Raw genomic sequence first — 16,567 nt, 5'->3', positions numbered from 1 at the left:
ATAAATTGCGTCAAAATTAATCAAAAAAACAAACCTATAGTATGAGTTTAAAAATGATTAACATACAAAAGTATTTATTTTTTGCGATGATGATGGTATTTTCTACATTTTCATTTGCACAAAAAAAGCAAAATTTTGTAATTGTTATTGATGCTGGTCATGGTGGACATGATGCTGGAGCAAGGGGAGTCGCTGATTATGAAAAGAATATCACGTTAGATGTTTCGAAAAGATTGGCGGAATTAATTAAGAAAAATCACAAAGATGTTAAAGTTGTTTTAACACGTGACACAGATATTTTTTTAGAATTATGGGAACGTACACGAATTTCAAATGATAATCATGCGAATTTATTTGTCTCGATTCACTGTAATTCGGCTGATAACAAAAGCGCAACAGGAACAGAAACATTTGTAATGGGATTGAAACGATCTAACGAAACAGATGAGGTTTCTAAACGTGAAAACTCGGTTGTGTTTTTAGAGAAAGATCAAGAACGTTACGAAAAATTTAATCCAAATGATCCAGAAGCGGTTATCGCTTTCGAGATTATGAATGCAGCTTACAAAGAGCAATCTATTCGTTTTGCAGATTTGGTAGAAAAAGGTTTCGTGAATCGTGATTTCAGAAAAAGTAGAGGTGTTAAACAAGCAAATTTTCACGTATTGAGAGGAAATGCTTCGCCTTCAGTTTTGGTTGAGTTAGGTTTTATTTCGAATTATGATGAAGGAACTTTTTTAGCATCAGACGAAGGAAAAGATAAAACGACGACTACAATTTATGAAGCTTTTAAACAATTCAAAAAAGAATATGATCGTAGAAGTGGAGTAGAGGACGAGGACGAAAAACCTAAACCAGTTAAAAAAGTTGAAAAACCTGTAGAAGGAAAAAAATTGAAGGTAAGGGTAATGGAATCTAAAATGAAATTCTCTTCAACTTCACCTCAATTAAGAGGTTTAACAGATTTAGATGTGATTCAGGAAGGTGATAATTACGTCTATTATTACGGGGAAACAGATTTGCAATCTCGTGCAGATGATTTGTTGCAAACGGTAAAACGTAAAGGATTTTCTGGTGCTAAAATTGTGGAATTTGAAACGAATAAAAAATTAGAAGGCGGTAAAAATTATCGTGTTCAGTTTATGACATCAAATAAAAAATATAAAGACAAAGACGAAAAGTTTAATGGATTGACAAATGTGTTGCGAGTAAAAGAAGGTGGACTTCAGAAATATTATTATGGTTCTGATAAAACAATGGAATCTGCTCAAAAAACATTGAAACAAGTACAAGACAAAGGTTTTAGAAACGCCTTTATCGTTACATTTAATGGTGAAGAACCAATGTAAACGTAATATAAAATGTTTCTTTACAAATTAAATTTTATTTTTGCATAAAATCATAACAAGTGAAGTTATCTAAAGAATTAAAAATAGGAGTTGTTACCATCTTAACCTTAGTAGGTTTTTTCATGCTATTCAATTTCTTAAAAGGTCAAAATATTTTTTCATCAGGACGTTTGTTTACAGTGAAATACGAAAATGTAAGCGGATTAGCTCCTTCTAAACCTGTTTCTGTAAATGGTTTGAGAGTTGGTCAGGTGAAAGAAATTAAAATTATAGATACTGCAAAACCTATCTATTTTGAAGTCGTGATTTCTGTCGAAAAAGATATTCAATTTTCGAAAAAAACAATTGCAGAAATTTACGAACCAGGAATTATGTCTGGACCAGAAGTTAGACTTTTATTAGACTATGGACCAGATGTAGCAAAAGATGGTGATTATTTACAAGGTCGTATTGCAGGCGGAATGTTAGATGGTTTGACGAAACAATTAACACCAACTCAAGCAAAATTAGATAGTGTTTTATTAAGTTTTAATCAAACATTAGGAAGCGTGAATAACGTATTAGATCCGTCAACTCAACAAGATATTAAAGCAATGTTGAGAAACTTGAATCATACAATTGATTCGTTCGACAAAACAGCGCAATCTTTGACTGCAACATCAAATAGTGCAAATAATTTGATCAAAACAAACGAGAAAACATTGAACACAACGCTTAACAACGCAAGTGCTACAATGGCTTCTGCAAAAGCTACGGTTGACAAATTTGGAAAAACTGCGGATAAATTAAATGCGTTAGAATTAGATCAAGTGATTAAGAATTTCGAAAATGCATCTAAAAACTTAAATACATTGTTAGAAGATATGAACAATGGAAAAGGTTCTTTAGGAAAATTAGCAAAAGACGAAACACTTGCTAACGAGCTTGAAGCAACAATCAAAAATATGAATGAATTGGTAACTGACTTAAAGAAAAACCCAAGTCGTTATGTTAATATTTCTGTTTTTGGTAAAAAGCAACCAGTTCAGCCATAAGATCAAAACTAAAATTAAATACTCAAAACTCACAAAAAGACTAATAAAAAATGATGAAGTACATTCCAAATGTAATCTTTCTTATAATTATGGTAGGAAGTATTTGGTTCTTTGCACAAAACGTAAAGAAGCTTATACGTAACATCAAATTAGGGAAAGAAATCGATCGTTTCGATCATCCTGCAGAAAGGTGGAAAACGATGGCTCGTGTGGCTTTAGGACAAGGTAAAATGACTGTTCGTCCTCTTGCTGGTATTCTGCATATCTTTGTTTATGTAGGATTTGTTTTAATCAATATCGAAGTATTAGAAATTATCATCGATGGTGTATTCGGAACACACCGTATTCTAAGTTTCTTAGGAGGTTTCTATAACGGAATGATTGGATTTTTCGAAATTTTAGCCTTTTTGGTGATGGTTTCGTGTATCATTTTCTTCTGTAGAAGAAACTTTGTAAAAGTTGGGCGTTTCTGGAAACCAGAAATGAAAGGCTGGGCAAAAGACGATGCTAATTATATCCTAATTATGGAGGTTGCATTTATGTTGGCTTTATTTACAATGAACGGTGCAGATCAAGTGTTACAAAAAATGGGTGCACCTCATTATATCGAAACAGGATCTTTTCCAATTTCTTCTTGGTTAACAGCGCCAATTATTAGTCAATTTAATGACATTACATTTATTACAATTATAGAAAGAGCAGCTTGGTGGTTTCATATCATCGGAATTTTCTTTTTCTTAAATTATTTATATTATTCAAAACATTTACACATCATTTTGGCTTTTCCAAACACATGGTTTTCTAAGTTAGAACCAAAAGGAGAATTCAATAATTTACAATCTGTAACAGATGAGGTAAAAATGATGATGGATCCAAATGCAGACCCTTACGCAGCACCTGCCGAACCACAGGGAGAGCCAGAAACATTTGGAGCAAAAGATATTTTTGATTTAAATAGAGTACAATTACTGAATGCCTACACATGTACGGAGTGTGGACGTTGTACATCTGAATGTCCAGCTAATACAACAGGAAAAAAATTATCTCCTCGTAAAATTATGATGGATACTCGTGATCGTTTAGAAGAAGTAAGTAAAAACATCGATACAAACGGAAGTTTTGTAGATGATGGTAAAACGCTTTTAAATGATTATATTACACCAGAGGAATTGTGGGCTTGTAACACATGTAATGCTTGTACACAAGCTTGTCCAGTAAATATCGATCCGTTATCAATTATTGTTGATTTACGTCGTTATTTGGTAATGGAACAATCTGCTGCGCCAAACGAGTTGAACATGATGATGACAAACATCGAAAACAATGGAGCTCCTTGGCAATTTAACACGGCAGATAGATTGAATTGGGCAAACGATTAAAATTGTAAAATACAATTACTCATTCTCAAAGAACTATTAATTTTTATACATAACACACAAACACAACACACATGGAAAATTTCTTAGAGGAAAAAATTGAAAACGGAGAAAGAGTAAGTCCTATTTTACCAGAAAATGTTAAGAATTATTTAATTGACATCGATGGAACAATTTGCGATGATATTCCTAACGAAGAACCAGAACGTATGCTAACAGCGGAGTTATATCCTGATGCTTTAGAAACGTTAAACAAATGGTACGACGAAGGACATATTATCACATTTTTTACATCACGTACAGAAGAACATCGTGAGTACACAGAAATTTGGTTGAAAAAACATGGTTTCAAATATCATGGACTTTTAATGGGAAAACCTCGTGGAGGAAATTATCATTGGGTAGACAACCATTTAGTAAAAGCGACACGATACAATGGTAAATTTACAGATTTGGTAGAAAAAAATGTTTCGATTCAAGTTTTTGATGATGGAAAACATTAAACCAAATCCATTCAAATAACACAAAGACTACAAAAAAATATGTCAAATATTACAGTTAAAACAATGGCTCAATATATGGCCGAAGGCAAACAACCAGAAGTTTTGTTTTGGGTTGGATGTGCTGGAAGTTTTGATGATAGAGCTAAAAAAATAACACGTGCATTCGTTAAGATTTTAAATAATATTGGCGTAGAATTCGCCGTTTTAGGAACAGAAGAATCGTGTACAGGTGATCCTGCAAAACGTGCCGGAAACGAATTTGTTTTCCAAATGCAAGCTATGATGAACATCGAAGTTTTGAATGCTTACGAAGTGAAAAAAATCGTTACAACTTGTCCACATTGTTTCAATACCTTAAAAAATGAATACCCAAGTTTAGGTGGAGAGTATGAAGTTTTGCATCATTCTCAATATTTACAACAGTTAATCAACGAAGGTAAATTGAAATTAGAAGGCTCTGAAACGTTCAAAGGAAGAAGAATCACTTTCCACGATCCTTGTTATTTAGGACGCGGTAACGATGTGTACGAAGCGCCTCGCGAATTAATCGAAAAATTAGATGCCGAGTTAGTCGAAATGAAACGTTGCAAAACACGTGGATTATGTTGTGGTGCTGGTGGAGCGCAGATGTTCAAAGAACCAGAAAAAGGAAACAAAGACGTCAATATCGAGCGTACAGAAGAGGCTTTAGAGAAAGAGCCACACATTATCGCAACAGGTTGTCCATTTTGTAATACAATGATGACTGACGGTGTAAAACACTTCGAAAAAGAATCAACGGTTATGGTAAAAGACTTAGCTGAATTGATTATGGAAGCTAAAGATTTATAATCGAATTTTTAAAAATAATACTGAATAAAGCCATCTCAACGAGATGGCTTTTTCATTTTAACTCAAAACTTACAACTCATTACTCACTACTTAAAATTTCCGTATCTTTGAAACACAAATTTTAAATAAAGAGAAAATGAATTTAGCAGACGATTCAAGAATTTGGATTTTTCAAGCCAATCGTAAATTCTCAACAGAAGAAAAGCAAGCTATTACAGCTAAACTAAATACTTTTATAGCAGATTGGAATGCGCATGGTGCTGAACTTTTAGCTGATTTTGATTTACCTTACGATCAATTTATTGTAGTTGGTGTAGACGAAAATCAAGCAACAGCAAGTGGTTGTTCTATCGATAAATTAACGAAAATCGTACGTGAAATTGATGCAGATTATTCGTTTGATTTATTAAACAGAATGTTAGTTTCGTATGAAAATGAGGAAGAAGTTTTTATTGAAAAATTACCAACATTCAAACAAAAAGTAAAAGAAGGAGAAATCAAAAATGTAAAAGTTTTCAATAATGGAATTTCTTCTTTGAATGATTTTAAAAATAATTGGTTGTTACCAATCGAAGAAAGTTGGGCAAAAACATTATTAAATTAAACGTTTAAAATCCATAAAATATTAAAGCCGAGTTTCGAAATAAGCTCGGCTTTATTTTTGATAAAATATTGTTGAAAAAACACTATTTTTACGTAATAATAAATTAAAAATACTATGAAAAACAAAGGATGTCTTATTGGTGGAGTGATTCTTTTACTTCTTGCAGGAATCGTTTTCTGGGGAATTGGAGTTTCGAATACGATCAAAACAACAGACCAAGGTGTGCAAAAACAATGGTCGAATGTAGAAAATACATATCAAAAACGTTCAGATTTAGTTCCAAATTTAGTGAACACGGTAAAAGGTGCTGCGAATATGGAAAAAGAAACGTTAACAGCTGTAATTGATGCACGTGCAAAAGCGACTTCTAATCAAATTAAAATTGATGATCCAAGTCAATTAACAGATGCAAATATTGCGAAATTTCAACAAGCGCAAGATCAATTAGGATCTACATTAAGCCGTTTATTGGTTTCTGTTGAAAAATATCCAGACATTAAATTCAATCAAAACTTTACTTCTTTACAAGCAGAATTATCTTCTATCGAACAAGAAGTTTTATTTGAAAGAAAAAAATATAACGATGCTGCAGAGAAATTTAACAACATGATTGTAACTTTTCCTAACAGCTTAATCGCTGGTTTTACAGGTGCTACGAAAAAAGGTTATTTCAAAGCTGCTGCAGGATCTGAAAATGCTCCTAAAGTAGAATTCTAATCATTATGGGAAAAAAGAAACATAAATTTCTTTCTTCAAAAGATGAAAAAAAAATAATCGAAGCTATTCAGAAAGCCGAGAAAAATACAAGTGGAGAAATTCGAATTCATATTGAATTCGAATCTTCTCCCAATCATTTTGACAAAGCTTTAGAAGTTTTCGAGCAATTGGAAATGCATAAAACCAAAGATAGAAATGGTGTATTGTTTCATGTTTCGCCAACCGATCACAATTTTACAATTGTTGGAGACGAAGGAATTGACAATGCAACGCCAGACGATTTTTGGGACGATATAAAAGCAGATGTTGTCAAGCATTTCAAAAAAGAACATTATGTAAAAGGGCTTTGCAAGGGAATTAAGAAAACTGGCAAGGCACTTAAGAAATATTTTCCTCATCAAGAGGATGATACAAACGAATTACCAGATGAAATTAGCTACAGTTAAATACTTTTTTCTAACTTTTTTTCTTTCCATTTTAACTGTTTTTGGGCAAACGCCTGATGAATTGGTTAATATGAAACATCCGCCAAAAAAGCTTGTGCATGATTATGCGCATGTTTTTGATGCAATGCAATTGGATGAATTAGAACGAAAATTGGTAGCCTATGATGATTCAACTTCTACGCAAATTTTGGTGTTAACAGTTGAATCTTTGGATGGTTATCCGTTAGAAACTTTTGCGAATGATATTGGTCAAAATTGGGGAGTTGGTACACAAGGCAAAGATAATGGAGTGGTAATTGTTTTGAGTGAACAAGATCGTAAGATTACTATCAGAACAGGCTATTCGGCTCAGATTTATCTACCACCAAGTGTTAACAAATCAATTATTGACAATGTTATTATTCCGTATTTCAAACAAGGTGATTACGCTGGCGGAATAAATGCTGGAGTGAATTCTATTTTTCAAGCTTTTGCAGGAAAGTATAAGCAAGACAAACCAAGATCACAAGAACCAGAAATGGATTGGTTTGCATTGATTTTTGCCATAGGATTTTTCATTTTTATCTTCATTATTATTTCGAAAGGTAGAGGTGGTAATAATGGTGGAAATGGTGGTAGACGAAGAAGTTTGTTAGACGATATCATCATCATGAATACAGGAAGTTCTGTTTTCGGTGGCGGAGGTTTCGGCTCAGGAGGAAGTTCTTGGGGTGGATCATCTGGCGGCGGAGGCGGCTTTGGTGGCTTCGGAGGAGGAAGCTTCGGAGGAGGAGGTGCTTCTGGTAGTTGGTAGAAATTTTTGAAATGAAACAGAATTATAGTATTAAATGGTTAATCAAAAATTACGAACAAGGAGTAAATCTGAAGTTTATTTATTTTTGGGGACATTCTAATAAGTATAAAGAAGAAATCGGTAAATTTTGTTTTAGTCAATGGTTTCAATCAGAGTTTGTTGTTAATGAAATTATTTTTAAGACGTCAGAACATTGGATGATGGCTCAAAAAGCATTATTATTTAATGACTTTGAAAATTTTGAAAAAATTATTAGTTCTGAATCTCCAAAGATTGCTAAAGAAATAGGACGTCAAGTAAATAATTTTAATGAGGAGATTTGGAATGCAATGAAATATAAAATAGTAGTTGCAGGAAATGTTCATAAATTTATTCAGAATGAATCATTAAAAGATTTTTTATTAAATACGAATGATAAAATAATTGTTGAAGCAAGTCCTGTTGATACCGTTTGGGGAATAGGTCTTACTCAAGATAGTAAAGATATTGATAATCTATATCTTTGGCGAGGAGAAAATTTGTTAGGATTTGCATTAATGGAAGTTAGAGAATATTTGAAACAATTTAAATTAGATAATTTATTGGATTCAACTATACTTCCTCCTTGGAAAATGTATCCTGAATTAGATCAAGATGATCTGTTTTGGAGAATGGGAAAAGGAGAAGATTATTTAATAAATTTTACACAAAAATATTTGAAATTATCTTCTGAAGACAAACTTTTATATTCTATAACTTATATAGAACCTCATAATTGGTTAGGCTTTTATAAAGATTTCTAATCTTAATTAATGATTATATTAAATAAAACCAAAAATCCGAACGAAACCGTTCGGATTTTTTTAGGACTGAACATTATTCGTTAAATTCGTTTTCTAAATCAGTTTATGGAACTTCTAAATCATATTTACACCAATCAACGCAGTAATACAAACGATACGTCGGATGCGAGATCAGAATATCAGCGCGATTATGATCGTATTATTTTTTCGTCTGCCTTTCGTCGTTTGCAGAACAAAACGCAAGTTTTTCCTTTGCCAGGAAGTGTGTTTGTACACAATCGATTGACACATTCGTTAGAGGTTTCGTCTGTTGGTCGTTCGATGGGAAATTTGGTTGGAACATTTATTTCCGAAAATTATAAATTGACAAAAGAATCGAAAGAGTTTTACAAATATAGTATTCACGATGTGATTTCGGCGGCGTGTTTGTGTCACGATATCGGAAATCCAGCTTTTGGACATTCGGGCGAAGATGCAATTGCTTCTTATTTTGATCGTCATGAAACAGATTTGAAACAATATTTTACTGAAGCCGAATGGGCTGATTTAATCAATTTTGAGGGAAATGCGAATGCAATCCGAATTTTAACGCAACAACAAAACGGAAAATCGGAAGGAGGTTTGCGTTTGACATATTCTACGTTGGCTGCGATTGCAAAATATCCGTGCGAATCGGTTGCAAAAGATAAAAGTCAATTGCATCGAAAGAAGTTTGGATTTTTTCAGGCACAAAAAGATGCGTTCCGAACAATTGCTGAAAAAACGAATATGATTTTGGAACAAGATTCGCCAATTATTTACAAGCGACATCCGTTTGTATGGTTGGTAGAAGCGGCTGACGATATTTGTTATTCGATTATCGATGTTGAAGATTCGCAACGTTTAGGAATTATTGACCATGATAAATGCCGAAAATTATTCTTGAATTTAGTTGAATCTTTAGATCCATCTCAAATTGATAAAACAAAAAATACACTAAAATCTATTTCAGATAAAAATGATCGAATAGCGTATTTACGTGCAAAATCAATTAATTTATTGACTCAAAAGTCGGTTGAAGTTTACCAAAATAATTTTGATCAGATTGTAAAAGGAGATTTTAAAACGGCGTTATTAGATGTCATTAAAAATGAAACAGAACAAGTAACAAAAAGAGTTTTAGACGAAATTCAACGTTTCTCGATTGAAAATATTTACAATCATCGTTCTGTTCTCGAAATCGAAAATGCAGGTTATAATGTAATGTCTGAATTACTTTCGCAATTTATTCCTCCAATTTTGAAAGATGAAAAAGAACGCAAAACGTTTGAGAAAAAAGCCTTGCGTTTAGTTCCTGCTCAGTTTCTATATGAGAAAGGAACAAAGTATCAAAAGGTAATGGGAATTTTGGATTATGTTTCGGGAATGACTGATAATTACGCAACTGAATTGTATCGCCGTATTAAAGGAATCGAAATTGGAATGACGATCTAGTTACGAAATTAGAAATACGAACTTCGAGTTTCGACTAACGCATAACTACATAACATCACACAATAATGAAAAATGTAACAATACGAGAAGCAAGAAAAGAAGATTGCCCTCGAATTTTGGAATTGATTAAAGAATTAGCTTTATACGAAAAAGCACCAGAAGAAGTAACGGTAACCTTAGAAGAAATGGAAGAATGCGGTTTTGGAGATAAACCAGTTTGGGGCTCTTTGGTCGCAGAAGTGGACGGAAATGTAGAAGGAATTGCGTTGCATTACGATCGTTATTCAACTTGGAAAGGACGCAGATTATATTTGGAAGATTTAATCGTAACCGAAAAAATGCGTGGTTCTGGAATTGGAAAATTATTGTTAGACGAATTAATTGTTTACGGAAAAGCAAATAATTACCACGGAATGGTTTGGCAAGTGTTGGATTGGAATGAGCCTGCAATTAATTTCTACAAAAAATACAATGCTGATTTTGATCCAGAATGGATTAATGTTTCGGTGAATTTTTAACCAATAAAAAAGACTCAAATCATATGATTTGAGTCTTTTTTATTTTGCTTACCGCTATTTCATAAATCCTTCATACCATTTCCATAAAATAATTCCTGTACAAACAGAAACATTTAACGAATGTTTTGTTCCAGATTGTGGAATTTCGATACACGTATCACATTGATCAATGATTGATTGTTGTACACCATCAACCTCATTTCCCATCACAATTGCATATTTCTGAGATTGGTCAACTTCAAATTCATTCAACAAAACAGAACCTTCTGTTTGTTCAATCGTTACAATTTTATAAGCATCTTCTTTTAGTTTTGTAACCAATTCATTCGAATCTTTCACATATTCCCAATCAACAGAATTTTCTGCACCAATTGCCGTTTTATGAATTTCTTTATGAGGCGGAGTTGCTGTAATTCCACACAAATAAATTTTATCAATTAAAAATGCATCCGAAGTTCTAAAAACCGCACCAACATTGTGCATACTTCTTACATTATCCAACACCACAACAATCGGATGTTTTTCAATAGCTTTATATTCTTCCGCAGAAACGCGACCTAATTCGTCTAATTTTAGTTTTCTCATCACTTCGTTTTTAACTAACTTAGCTGTTCAAAATTTATAATAATTTGACAAAAGTAGTAAAGAATAAGGAAACTCCTCTAATGAAACAATATAACACGATCAAGGCGAAATATCCTGATGCGATGTTGTTGTTCCGTGTGGGAGATTTTTACGAAACATTTGGAGAAGATGCTGTGCGAGCTTCTCGCATTTTAGATATAGTTTTAACGAAACGTGCCAATGGCTCTGATAATAGCGCTTTGGCAGGTTTCCCTCATCATAGTTTGAATACTTATTTACCAAAATTGGTGAAAGCTGGTTTGCGTGTTGCAATTTGCGATCAGCTCGAAGATCCAAAGATGGTAAAAGGTATCGTAAAACGAGGTGTTACGGAATTGGTTACGCCTGGTGTTGCGTTGCAAGATGAGGTTTTATCGTCAAAATCGAATAACTTTTTGATGGCTGTTCATCAAGGTGATAAAGCTTTTGGAATAGCTTTGTTAGATGTTTCGACTGGAGAATTTTTAGTTTCTGAAGGACAAGAAGATCAAGTTGCAAAAATTATTCAATCGTTTCGTCCAAGTGAAGTGATTTACCAGAAACGTGTCAAATATAATTTTTCTGATGTCAAAAGTAAATTTTTGTTGGATGATTGGGCTTTTCAATATGATTTTGCAATTGATAAATTAACCAATCTTTTCAAAACAAAGAATTTAAAAGGTTTTGGAATCGAAGATTTAAAAGATGGAATTATCTCTGCTGGTGCTATTTTAGCTTATTTGGATGATACGCATCATTTCGAAATTCAGCATCTAACATCTGTTCAGCGTCTTAATCAAGATAGTTTTGTTTGGATGGATCCATTTACGATTCGCAATCTAGAATTGGTTTATTCTCCACATCCAAAAGGTGTTACGTTATTAAATGTTTTGGATGATACTAAAACTCCGATGGGCGCACGCTTGTTGAATCGTTGGATGGTCATGGTGTTGAAAGATTTGAAATCAATTCAACGTCGTCAAAATATTGTCGAATATTTCTACAAATTTGGAGATTTACGTTACGATCTACGCGAAAAATTAGGTCAATTAACCGATTTAGAACGTTTGGCTGGAAAAGTTTCGACAGGAAAAATTACACCTCGTCAATTACAACAATTAGCACAAAGTCTTAAAATTTCGGAAGAAATAAAAGAAGTTGCTGAACAATCAAATATCAAAGAAGTTTCGGATTTATTTTCTCGAATCGAACCAATTGATCATTTAACACAAAATATTTTTGATACACTTTCTGACGAACCTCCGCATCAAATTGTAAAAGGAAATGTGATTAGAGAAGGTGTTTCAGAAGAATTGGATCGATTACGAAAAATTCAGTTTTCTGGAAAAGATTATTTGGATCAAATGTGTCAGCGCGAAACAGAACGAACTGGAATTTCGTCCTTGAAAATTGCGTTCAATAATGTATTTGGTTATTATATCGAAGTTCGAAATACGCACAAAGATAAAGTGCCAGAAGAATGGATTCGTAAGCAAACTTTGGTGAATGCAGAGCGTTATATTACCGAAGAATTAAAAGAATACGAAACGCAGATTCTTGGTGCAGAAGAAAAAATTCTTGCAATAGAAAATCAATTATTTATTGAATTGTTACAAGAAATTATTACTAAACTTTTACCAATTCAACAAACTGCAAAAGCAATTGCTTTTTTGGATGTTTTGTCAACTTTTGCAGAAATAGCAGAGAAAAATAATTACACAAAACCGTCTCTTAATGATGGTTTTGAATTAAATATAAAAGAAGGTCGTCATAGTGTAATTGAGCAACAATTACCAATTGGCGAACAATATGTGTCGAATAATGTTGAGTTAAATTCGGATCATCAGCAAATTATTATGATTACTGGACCAAATATGTCTGGTAAATCGGCACTTTTACGTCAAACTGCTTTGATTGTTTTGATGGCGCAAATGGGAAGTTTTGTTCCAGCTCAAGCAGCCGAATTAGGAATTATTGACAAAGTTTTTACTCGAGTTGGTGCTTCAGATAATATTTCGTCAGGCGAATCGACGTTTATGGTCGAAATGAATGAAACGGCAAGTATTTTAAATAACATTTCGGAACGAAGTTTGATTTTGTTGGATGAAATTGGTAGAGGAACTTCAACGTACGATGGAATTTCGATTGCGTGGGCAATTGCAGAATTCCTACATCAAAGTGCCTTGAAACCTAAAACATTGTTTGCAACGCATTATCATGAATTGAATGAAATGTCAAAATCAATGGAACGTATCAAAAACTTTAATGTTAGTATCAAAGAAACAAAAGATACGATTTTATTTTTGAGAAAATTAGTTCCAGGAGGAAGTGAGCACAGTTTTGGTATACATGTTGCTAAAATGGCTGGGATGCCGAAACGAGTGGTAGACAGAGCGAATGATGTGTTAAAGGTTTTGGAAGCAACGAAAACAGATGAAGGAATCTCGAATAAAACAGAGAAAATAACGCAAGATAATATGCAATTAAGTTTCTTTCAATTAGATGATCCAATTTTAGAATCGATTCGAGAAGAAATTATGAACACAGATATTAATACTTTAACGCCTGTTGAAGCATTGATGAAATTGAATGAAATCAAAAAGAAACTCGGTAAATAAACTTAAAAATATGAAGAAAATAATTTTAACAGCTGCAGGAGCTTTAGTCTTAGCTTCTTGTGCTACAAATCCAGTTACAGGGCGTAAATCGTTGTCATTAGTATCGAACGCAGATTTATTTCCGACAGCTTATAATCAGTATTCTCAAGTTCTTAAACAAGGTAAAGTGATTACTGGTACTGCTGATGCAAAAATGGTGCAAACAGTAGGGGAACGTCTAAAATATGCCGCTGAAAAATATTATCAAGAAAAAGGAATATCTTCTCAATTACAAGGTTATCAATGGCAATTTACGTTGTTGAATGCAAACGAAGTAAATGCGTGGTGTATGCCTGGAGGTAAAGTTGCAGTTTATTCAGGTATTTTGCCTGTTACCAAAGATGCAACGGGATTGGCTGTTGTTTTAGGTCACGAAATTGGTCACGCTTTAGCTGGTCATAGTGCAGAGCAAGCTTCTCAGCAAATGGCAGCACAAGGTTTAGGACAAATTGTAGGTGGATCGATTGGAAATGCAGAATATGCAAAAGTTTTTGAACAATTATATCCTGTAGGTGCACAAGTTGGTTTACTAAACTATTCTCGTAAAATGGAATTAGATGCTGATGTTACAGGATTGTATTTAATGGCGATGGCCGGTTATGACCCTTCTCAAGCAATTCCTTTTTGGGAACGTATGGCTGCGAAAAGTGGAAATGCTGGAGTTTCAGAATTTTTGAGTACTCACCCTTCTGATGCTACGCGTATGGCTAAAATAAAGGAAGCCTTACCAACTGCTTTAGCATATTACAATACAAGTCCGTATAAAGGAAAATAGAATAGTTTTTATTCATTTATAAAATATAAGCGAGTTAATTTGATAAATTGATTCGCTTTTTTTATATTTAGTATTCAAAACCACAATTAAAATTAAAATGATTAACAATTTTAGAATCAATTCGTTTTCTGAATATAAGAAAGCGTATAAAAAAAGTGTCGAGGAGCCTGAAAAATTTTGGGATAAAATTGCTGGAAACTTCGTTTGGCAAAAGAAATGGGACAAAACACTTGAATATAATTTTGAACAAGCAGATTTTAAATGGTTTCAAGGTGGACAACTAAATATTACCGAAAATGTTTTGGATCGTCATTTAGAAAAAAATGGAAACAAAACCGCTTTAATTTGGGAACCAAATAATCCTTTAGAAGAATCTCGAATTATTACATATCGTCAATTGCATTCTAAAGTTTGTCAATTTGCGAATGTCTTAAAAAATAATGGTGTACAAAAAGGAGATCGTGTGTGTATTTATATGCCAATGATTCCAGAATTAGCCATTGCAATGTTAGCTTGCGCTCGTATTGGTGCGGTGCATTCTATTGTTTTTGCAGGATTTTCTTCTGCAGCAATTGCCTCTCGTATCAACGATGCGCAATGTAAGGTTTTGGTGACAGCAAACGAAGTTTTTCGTGGAACGAAATCAATTAACTTAAAAGCAATTTGTGATGAAGCGTTAAAAGATTGTGCTTCTATTCAGTCGTGTATTGTTTATCGTCGTGCTATCGAGCCTACTTCTATGGTTGGTGGACGTGATAAATTTTGGATTGATGAAATGCATAAGGTAGACGATAATTGTCCTGCGGAAATTATGGATGCCGAAGATCCTTTGTTTATTTTGTATACTTCTGGTTCTACGGGAAAACCAAAAGGAATGGTGCATACATGCGGTGGATATATGGTAGAAACGGCTTATTCGTTCGATAATATTTTCCAAATGGAGCATAACGATATTTATTGGTGTACAGCAGATATCGGTTGGATTACAGGACATAGTTACATTATTTATGGACCTTTGGCTTGTGGAGCAACCTCGGTAATGTTCGAAGGAATTCCAAGTTTTCCTGATTTTGGACGTTTTTGGGAAATTGTCGAAAAATTAAAAGTAACACATTTCTATACAGCTCCAACAGCAATTCGTTCGTTAGCTCGTGAATCGTTAGATTATGTCGAGAAATATGATTTATCAAGTCTTAAAGTTTTAGGATCAGTTGGTGAACCAATTAACGAAGAAGCTTGGCACTGGTTTAATGATTATATTGGAAAAGGAAATTGTCCAATTGTAGATACATGGTGGCAAACCGAAACAGGTTCGATTTTGATTTCGCCATTAGCAGGAATTACGCCGCTTCGTCCAACGTTTGCAACATTGCCACTTCCTGGAATTCAGCCAGTTTTAATGGATGAACAAGGAAAAGAAGTAGAAGCAGTAAATGAGAAAGCTGAAGGACGTTTAGCAATTAAATTTCCTTGGCCATCTATGGCTCGTACTATTTATGGTGATCATAAACGTTATGTAGAAACTTATTTTTCAACATTTCCGGGATATTATTTTACAGGAGATGGAGCGTATCGCGATGTAATGGAAAATTATCGAATTACAGGACGTGTAGATGATGTGGTGATTGTTTCTGGACATAATTTAGGAACTGCACCAATAGAAAATGCAATAAATGAACACGAAGCTGTAGCAGAAAGCGCAGTTGTTGGTTATCCTCATGATATCAAAGGAAATGCATTATATGCTTTCGTGATTTTACAAGATGGAGTACAAGGTTCACCAGAACTTGAAGCAGAAATAAAAAATGGAGTTTCTAAATTAATTGGAGCAATTGCAAAACCAGATAAAATACAGTTTGTTTCAGGTTTACCAAAAACGCGAAGTGGAAAAATTATGCGTCGTATTTTGAGAAAAATTGCAAGTAACGAAACTGATTTTGGCGATACTTCAACATTATTAGATCCAGATGTTGTAACTGTTATTCAGAAAGGAAAAGTTTAAAGTAAGGCTGAGGTTAAGATTTAGCCTAAGTTTATCAAAATAATTTTCAAAACAAAAAGCATTACCCAAAAAGTAATGCTTTTTTGGTTTGATTATTTTGGATA

General features: G+C 33.5%; 16 protein-coding genes. 15 read left to right on the top strand and 1 reads right to left on the bottom strand.

Annotated features, from left to right (window positions below):
- Positions 1 to 53: 53 nt before the first annotated feature.
- The 12 genes from B4A23_RS07990 to B4A23_RS07935 all read left to right on the top strand — a co-directional run bounded on the left by B4A23_RS07990 (position 54) and on the right by B4A23_RS07935 (position 10,426).
- Positions 54 to 1,349, top strand: coding sequence for an N-acetylmuramoyl-L-alanine amidase family protein (locus tag B4A23_RS07990; RefSeq protein WP_257467976.1), 1,296 nt, complete (start codon positions 54 to 56; stop codon positions 1,347 to 1,349).
- A 59-nt stretch (positions 1,350 to 1,408) separates the two neighbouring features.
- The gene (locus B4A23_RS07985) at positions 1,409 to 2,383 is read left to right on the top strand and encodes an MlaD family protein (protein ID WP_038332017.1); all 975 of its coding nucleotides are present in this window, start codon (positions 1,409 to 1,411) and stop codon (positions 2,381 to 2,383) included.
- A gap of 53 nt (positions 2,384 to 2,436) precedes the next feature.
- A complete protein-coding gene (locus tag B4A23_RS07980; RefSeq protein ID WP_291119487.1) occupies positions 2,437 to 3,762 on the top strand; it encodes a (Fe-S)-binding protein in 1,326 nt (441 codons plus the stop codon).
- Between the two features lie 71 nt (positions 3,763 to 3,833).
- Complete coding sequence (locus B4A23_RS07975; RefSeq protein WP_125348737.1) at positions 3,834 to 4,262, top strand: LNS2 domain-containing protein; 429 nt, start codon at positions 3,834 to 3,836, stop codon at positions 4,260 to 4,262.
- A 39-nt stretch (positions 4,263 to 4,301) separates the two neighbouring features.
- Positions 4,302 to 5,093: a (Fe-S)-binding protein gene (locus tag B4A23_RS07970; protein WP_115001475.1), complete on the top strand. Its 792-nt coding sequence runs from the start codon at positions 4,302 to 4,304 to the stop codon at positions 5,091 to 5,093.
- A 136-nt stretch (positions 5,094 to 5,229) separates the two neighbouring features.
- The gene (locus B4A23_RS07965; protein WP_038332024.1) at positions 5,230 to 5,697 is read left to right on the top strand and encodes a hypothetical protein; all 468 of its coding nucleotides are present in this window, start codon (positions 5,230 to 5,232) and stop codon (positions 5,695 to 5,697) included.
- A gap of 114 nt (positions 5,698 to 5,811) precedes the next feature.
- Entirely contained in the window at positions 5,812 to 6,414 is a 603-nt protein-coding gene (locus B4A23_RS07960) for a LemA family protein (RefSeq protein ID WP_180904995.1), read from the top strand.
- Between the two features lie 5 nt (positions 6,415 to 6,419).
- Positions 6,420 to 6,860: a TPM domain-containing protein gene (locus tag B4A23_RS07955; protein WP_291118737.1), complete on the top strand. Its 441-nt coding sequence runs from the start codon at positions 6,420 to 6,422 to the stop codon at positions 6,858 to 6,860.
- Positions 6,841 to 7,653 (top strand): TPM domain-containing protein, encoded by an 813-nt coding sequence (locus B4A23_RS07950; protein ID WP_291118734.1) that lies wholly within the window; start codon positions 6,841 to 6,843, stop codon positions 7,651 to 7,653. The genes B4A23_RS07955 and B4A23_RS07950 overlap by 20 nt, the downstream gene beginning before the upstream one ends.
- A gap of 11 nt (positions 7,654 to 7,664) precedes the next feature.
- Positions 7,665 to 8,435 carry an NADAR family protein gene (locus B4A23_RS07945; protein ID WP_349679959.1) on the top strand — a complete coding sequence of 257 codons (771 nt, stop codon included), beginning with the start codon at positions 7,665 to 7,667 and terminating at the stop codon, positions 8,433 to 8,435.
- A 105-nt stretch (positions 8,436 to 8,540) separates the two neighbouring features.
- Positions 8,541 to 9,908 (top strand): dGTP triphosphohydrolase, encoded by a 1,368-nt coding sequence (gene dgt / locus B4A23_RS07940; protein WP_291118731.1) that lies wholly within the window; start codon positions 8,541 to 8,543, stop codon positions 9,906 to 9,908.
- Between the two features lie 65 nt (positions 9,909 to 9,973).
- The gene (locus B4A23_RS07935) at positions 9,974 to 10,426 is read left to right on the top strand and encodes a GNAT family N-acetyltransferase (RefSeq protein WP_291118728.1); all 453 of its coding nucleotides are present in this window, start codon (positions 9,974 to 9,976) and stop codon (positions 10,424 to 10,426) included.
- 54 nt (positions 10,427 to 10,480) lie between these two features.
- On the opposite strand, the gene B4A23_RS07930 is transcribed toward B4A23_RS07935, so the two are convergent.
- Positions 10,481 to 11,011 (bottom strand): RNA methyltransferase, encoded by a 531-nt coding sequence (locus B4A23_RS07930; RefSeq protein ID WP_291118725.1) that lies wholly within the window; start codon positions 11,009 to 11,011, stop codon positions 10,481 to 10,483.
- An 80-nt stretch (positions 11,012 to 11,091) separates the two neighbouring features.
- Here B4A23_RS07930 and mutS point away from each other — a divergent pair, with 80 nt between their 5' ends.
- From mutS to acs, 3 genes are all read left to right on the top strand, one after another.
- On the top strand, positions 11,092 to 13,647 hold the full coding sequence (gene mutS, locus B4A23_RS07925; protein ID WP_291118722.1) for a DNA mismatch repair protein MutS: 2,556 nt from the start codon (positions 11,092 to 11,094) through the stop codon (positions 13,645 to 13,647).
- Between the two features lie 10 nt (positions 13,648 to 13,657).
- Positions 13,658 to 14,461, top strand: coding sequence for a M48 family metallopeptidase (locus B4A23_RS07920; RefSeq protein ID WP_291118719.1), 804 nt, complete (start codon positions 13,658 to 13,660; stop codon positions 14,459 to 14,461).
- Between the two features lie 97 nt (positions 14,462 to 14,558).
- Entirely contained in the window at positions 14,559 to 16,463 is a 1,905-nt protein-coding gene (gene acs / locus B4A23_RS07915) for an acetate--CoA ligase (RefSeq protein ID WP_115001458.1), read from the top strand.
- The last annotated feature ends 104 nt before the right edge of the window (positions 16,464 to 16,567 follow it).

Origin of the sequence: Empedobacter sp. UBA7248, assembly GCF_002472945.1 — a bacterium.
Classification (GTDB): Bacteria; Bacteroidota; Bacteroidia; order Flavobacteriales; family Weeksellaceae; genus Empedobacter; species Empedobacter falsenii_C.
Note: the sequence above shows the minus strand (reverse complement) of the source record. Positions and strands in the feature narration are given on the sequence as shown.

What these genes read in the sequence shown, in the direction of transcription:
- B4A23_RS07990 (WP_257467976.1), top strand. Translation starts at nt 54, where the DNA reads ATGATTAACATACAAAAGTATTTATTTTTTGCGATGATGATGGTATTT.
- B4A23_RS07980 (WP_291119487.1), top strand. Translation starts at nt 2,437, where the DNA reads ATGAAGTACATTCCAAATGTAATCTTTCTTATAATTATGGTAGGAAGT.
- B4A23_RS07975 (WP_125348737.1), top strand. Translation starts at nt 3,834, where the DNA reads ATGGAAAATTTCTTAGAGGAAAAAATTGAAAACGGAGAAAGAGTAAGT.
- B4A23_RS07970 (WP_115001475.1), top strand. Translation starts at nt 4,302, where the DNA reads ATGTCAAATATTACAGTTAAAACAATGGCTCAATATATGGCCGAAGGC.
- B4A23_RS07965 (WP_038332024.1), top strand. Translation starts at nt 5,230, where the DNA reads ATGAATTTAGCAGACGATTCAAGAATTTGGATTTTTCAAGCCAATCGT.
- B4A23_RS07960 (WP_180904995.1), top strand. Translation starts at nt 5,812, where the DNA reads ATGAAAAACAAAGGATGTCTTATTGGTGGAGTGATTCTTTTACTTCTT.
- B4A23_RS07955 (WP_291118737.1), top strand. Translation starts at nt 6,420, where the DNA reads ATGGGAAAAAAGAAACATAAATTTCTTTCTTCAAAAGATGAAAAAAAA.
- B4A23_RS07950 (WP_291118734.1), top strand. Translation starts at nt 6,841, where the DNA reads ATGAAATTAGCTACAGTTAAATACTTTTTTCTAACTTTTTTTCTTTCC.
- B4A23_RS07945 (WP_349679959.1), top strand. Translation starts at nt 7,665, where the DNA reads ATGAAACAGAATTATAGTATTAAATGGTTAATCAAAAATTACGAACAA.
- dgt (WP_291118731.1), top strand. Translation starts at nt 8,541, where the DNA reads ATGGAACTTCTAAATCATATTTACACCAATCAACGCAGTAATACAAAC.
- B4A23_RS07935 (WP_291118728.1), top strand. Translation starts at nt 9,974, where the DNA reads ATGAAAAATGTAACAATACGAGAAGCAAGAAAAGAAGATTGCCCTCGA.
- B4A23_RS07930 (WP_291118725.1), bottom strand. Translation starts at nt 11,011, where the DNA reads ATGAGAAAACTAAAATTAGACGAATTAGGTCGCGTTTCTGCGGAAGAA.
- mutS (WP_291118722.1), top strand. Translation starts at nt 11,092, where the DNA reads ATGAAACAATATAACACGATCAAGGCGAAATATCCTGATGCGATGTTG.
- B4A23_RS07920 (WP_291118719.1), top strand. Translation starts at nt 13,658, where the DNA reads ATGAAGAAAATAATTTTAACAGCTGCAGGAGCTTTAGTCTTAGCTTCT.
- acs (WP_115001458.1), top strand. Translation starts at nt 14,559, where the DNA reads ATGATTAACAATTTTAGAATCAATTCGTTTTCTGAATATAAGAAAGCG.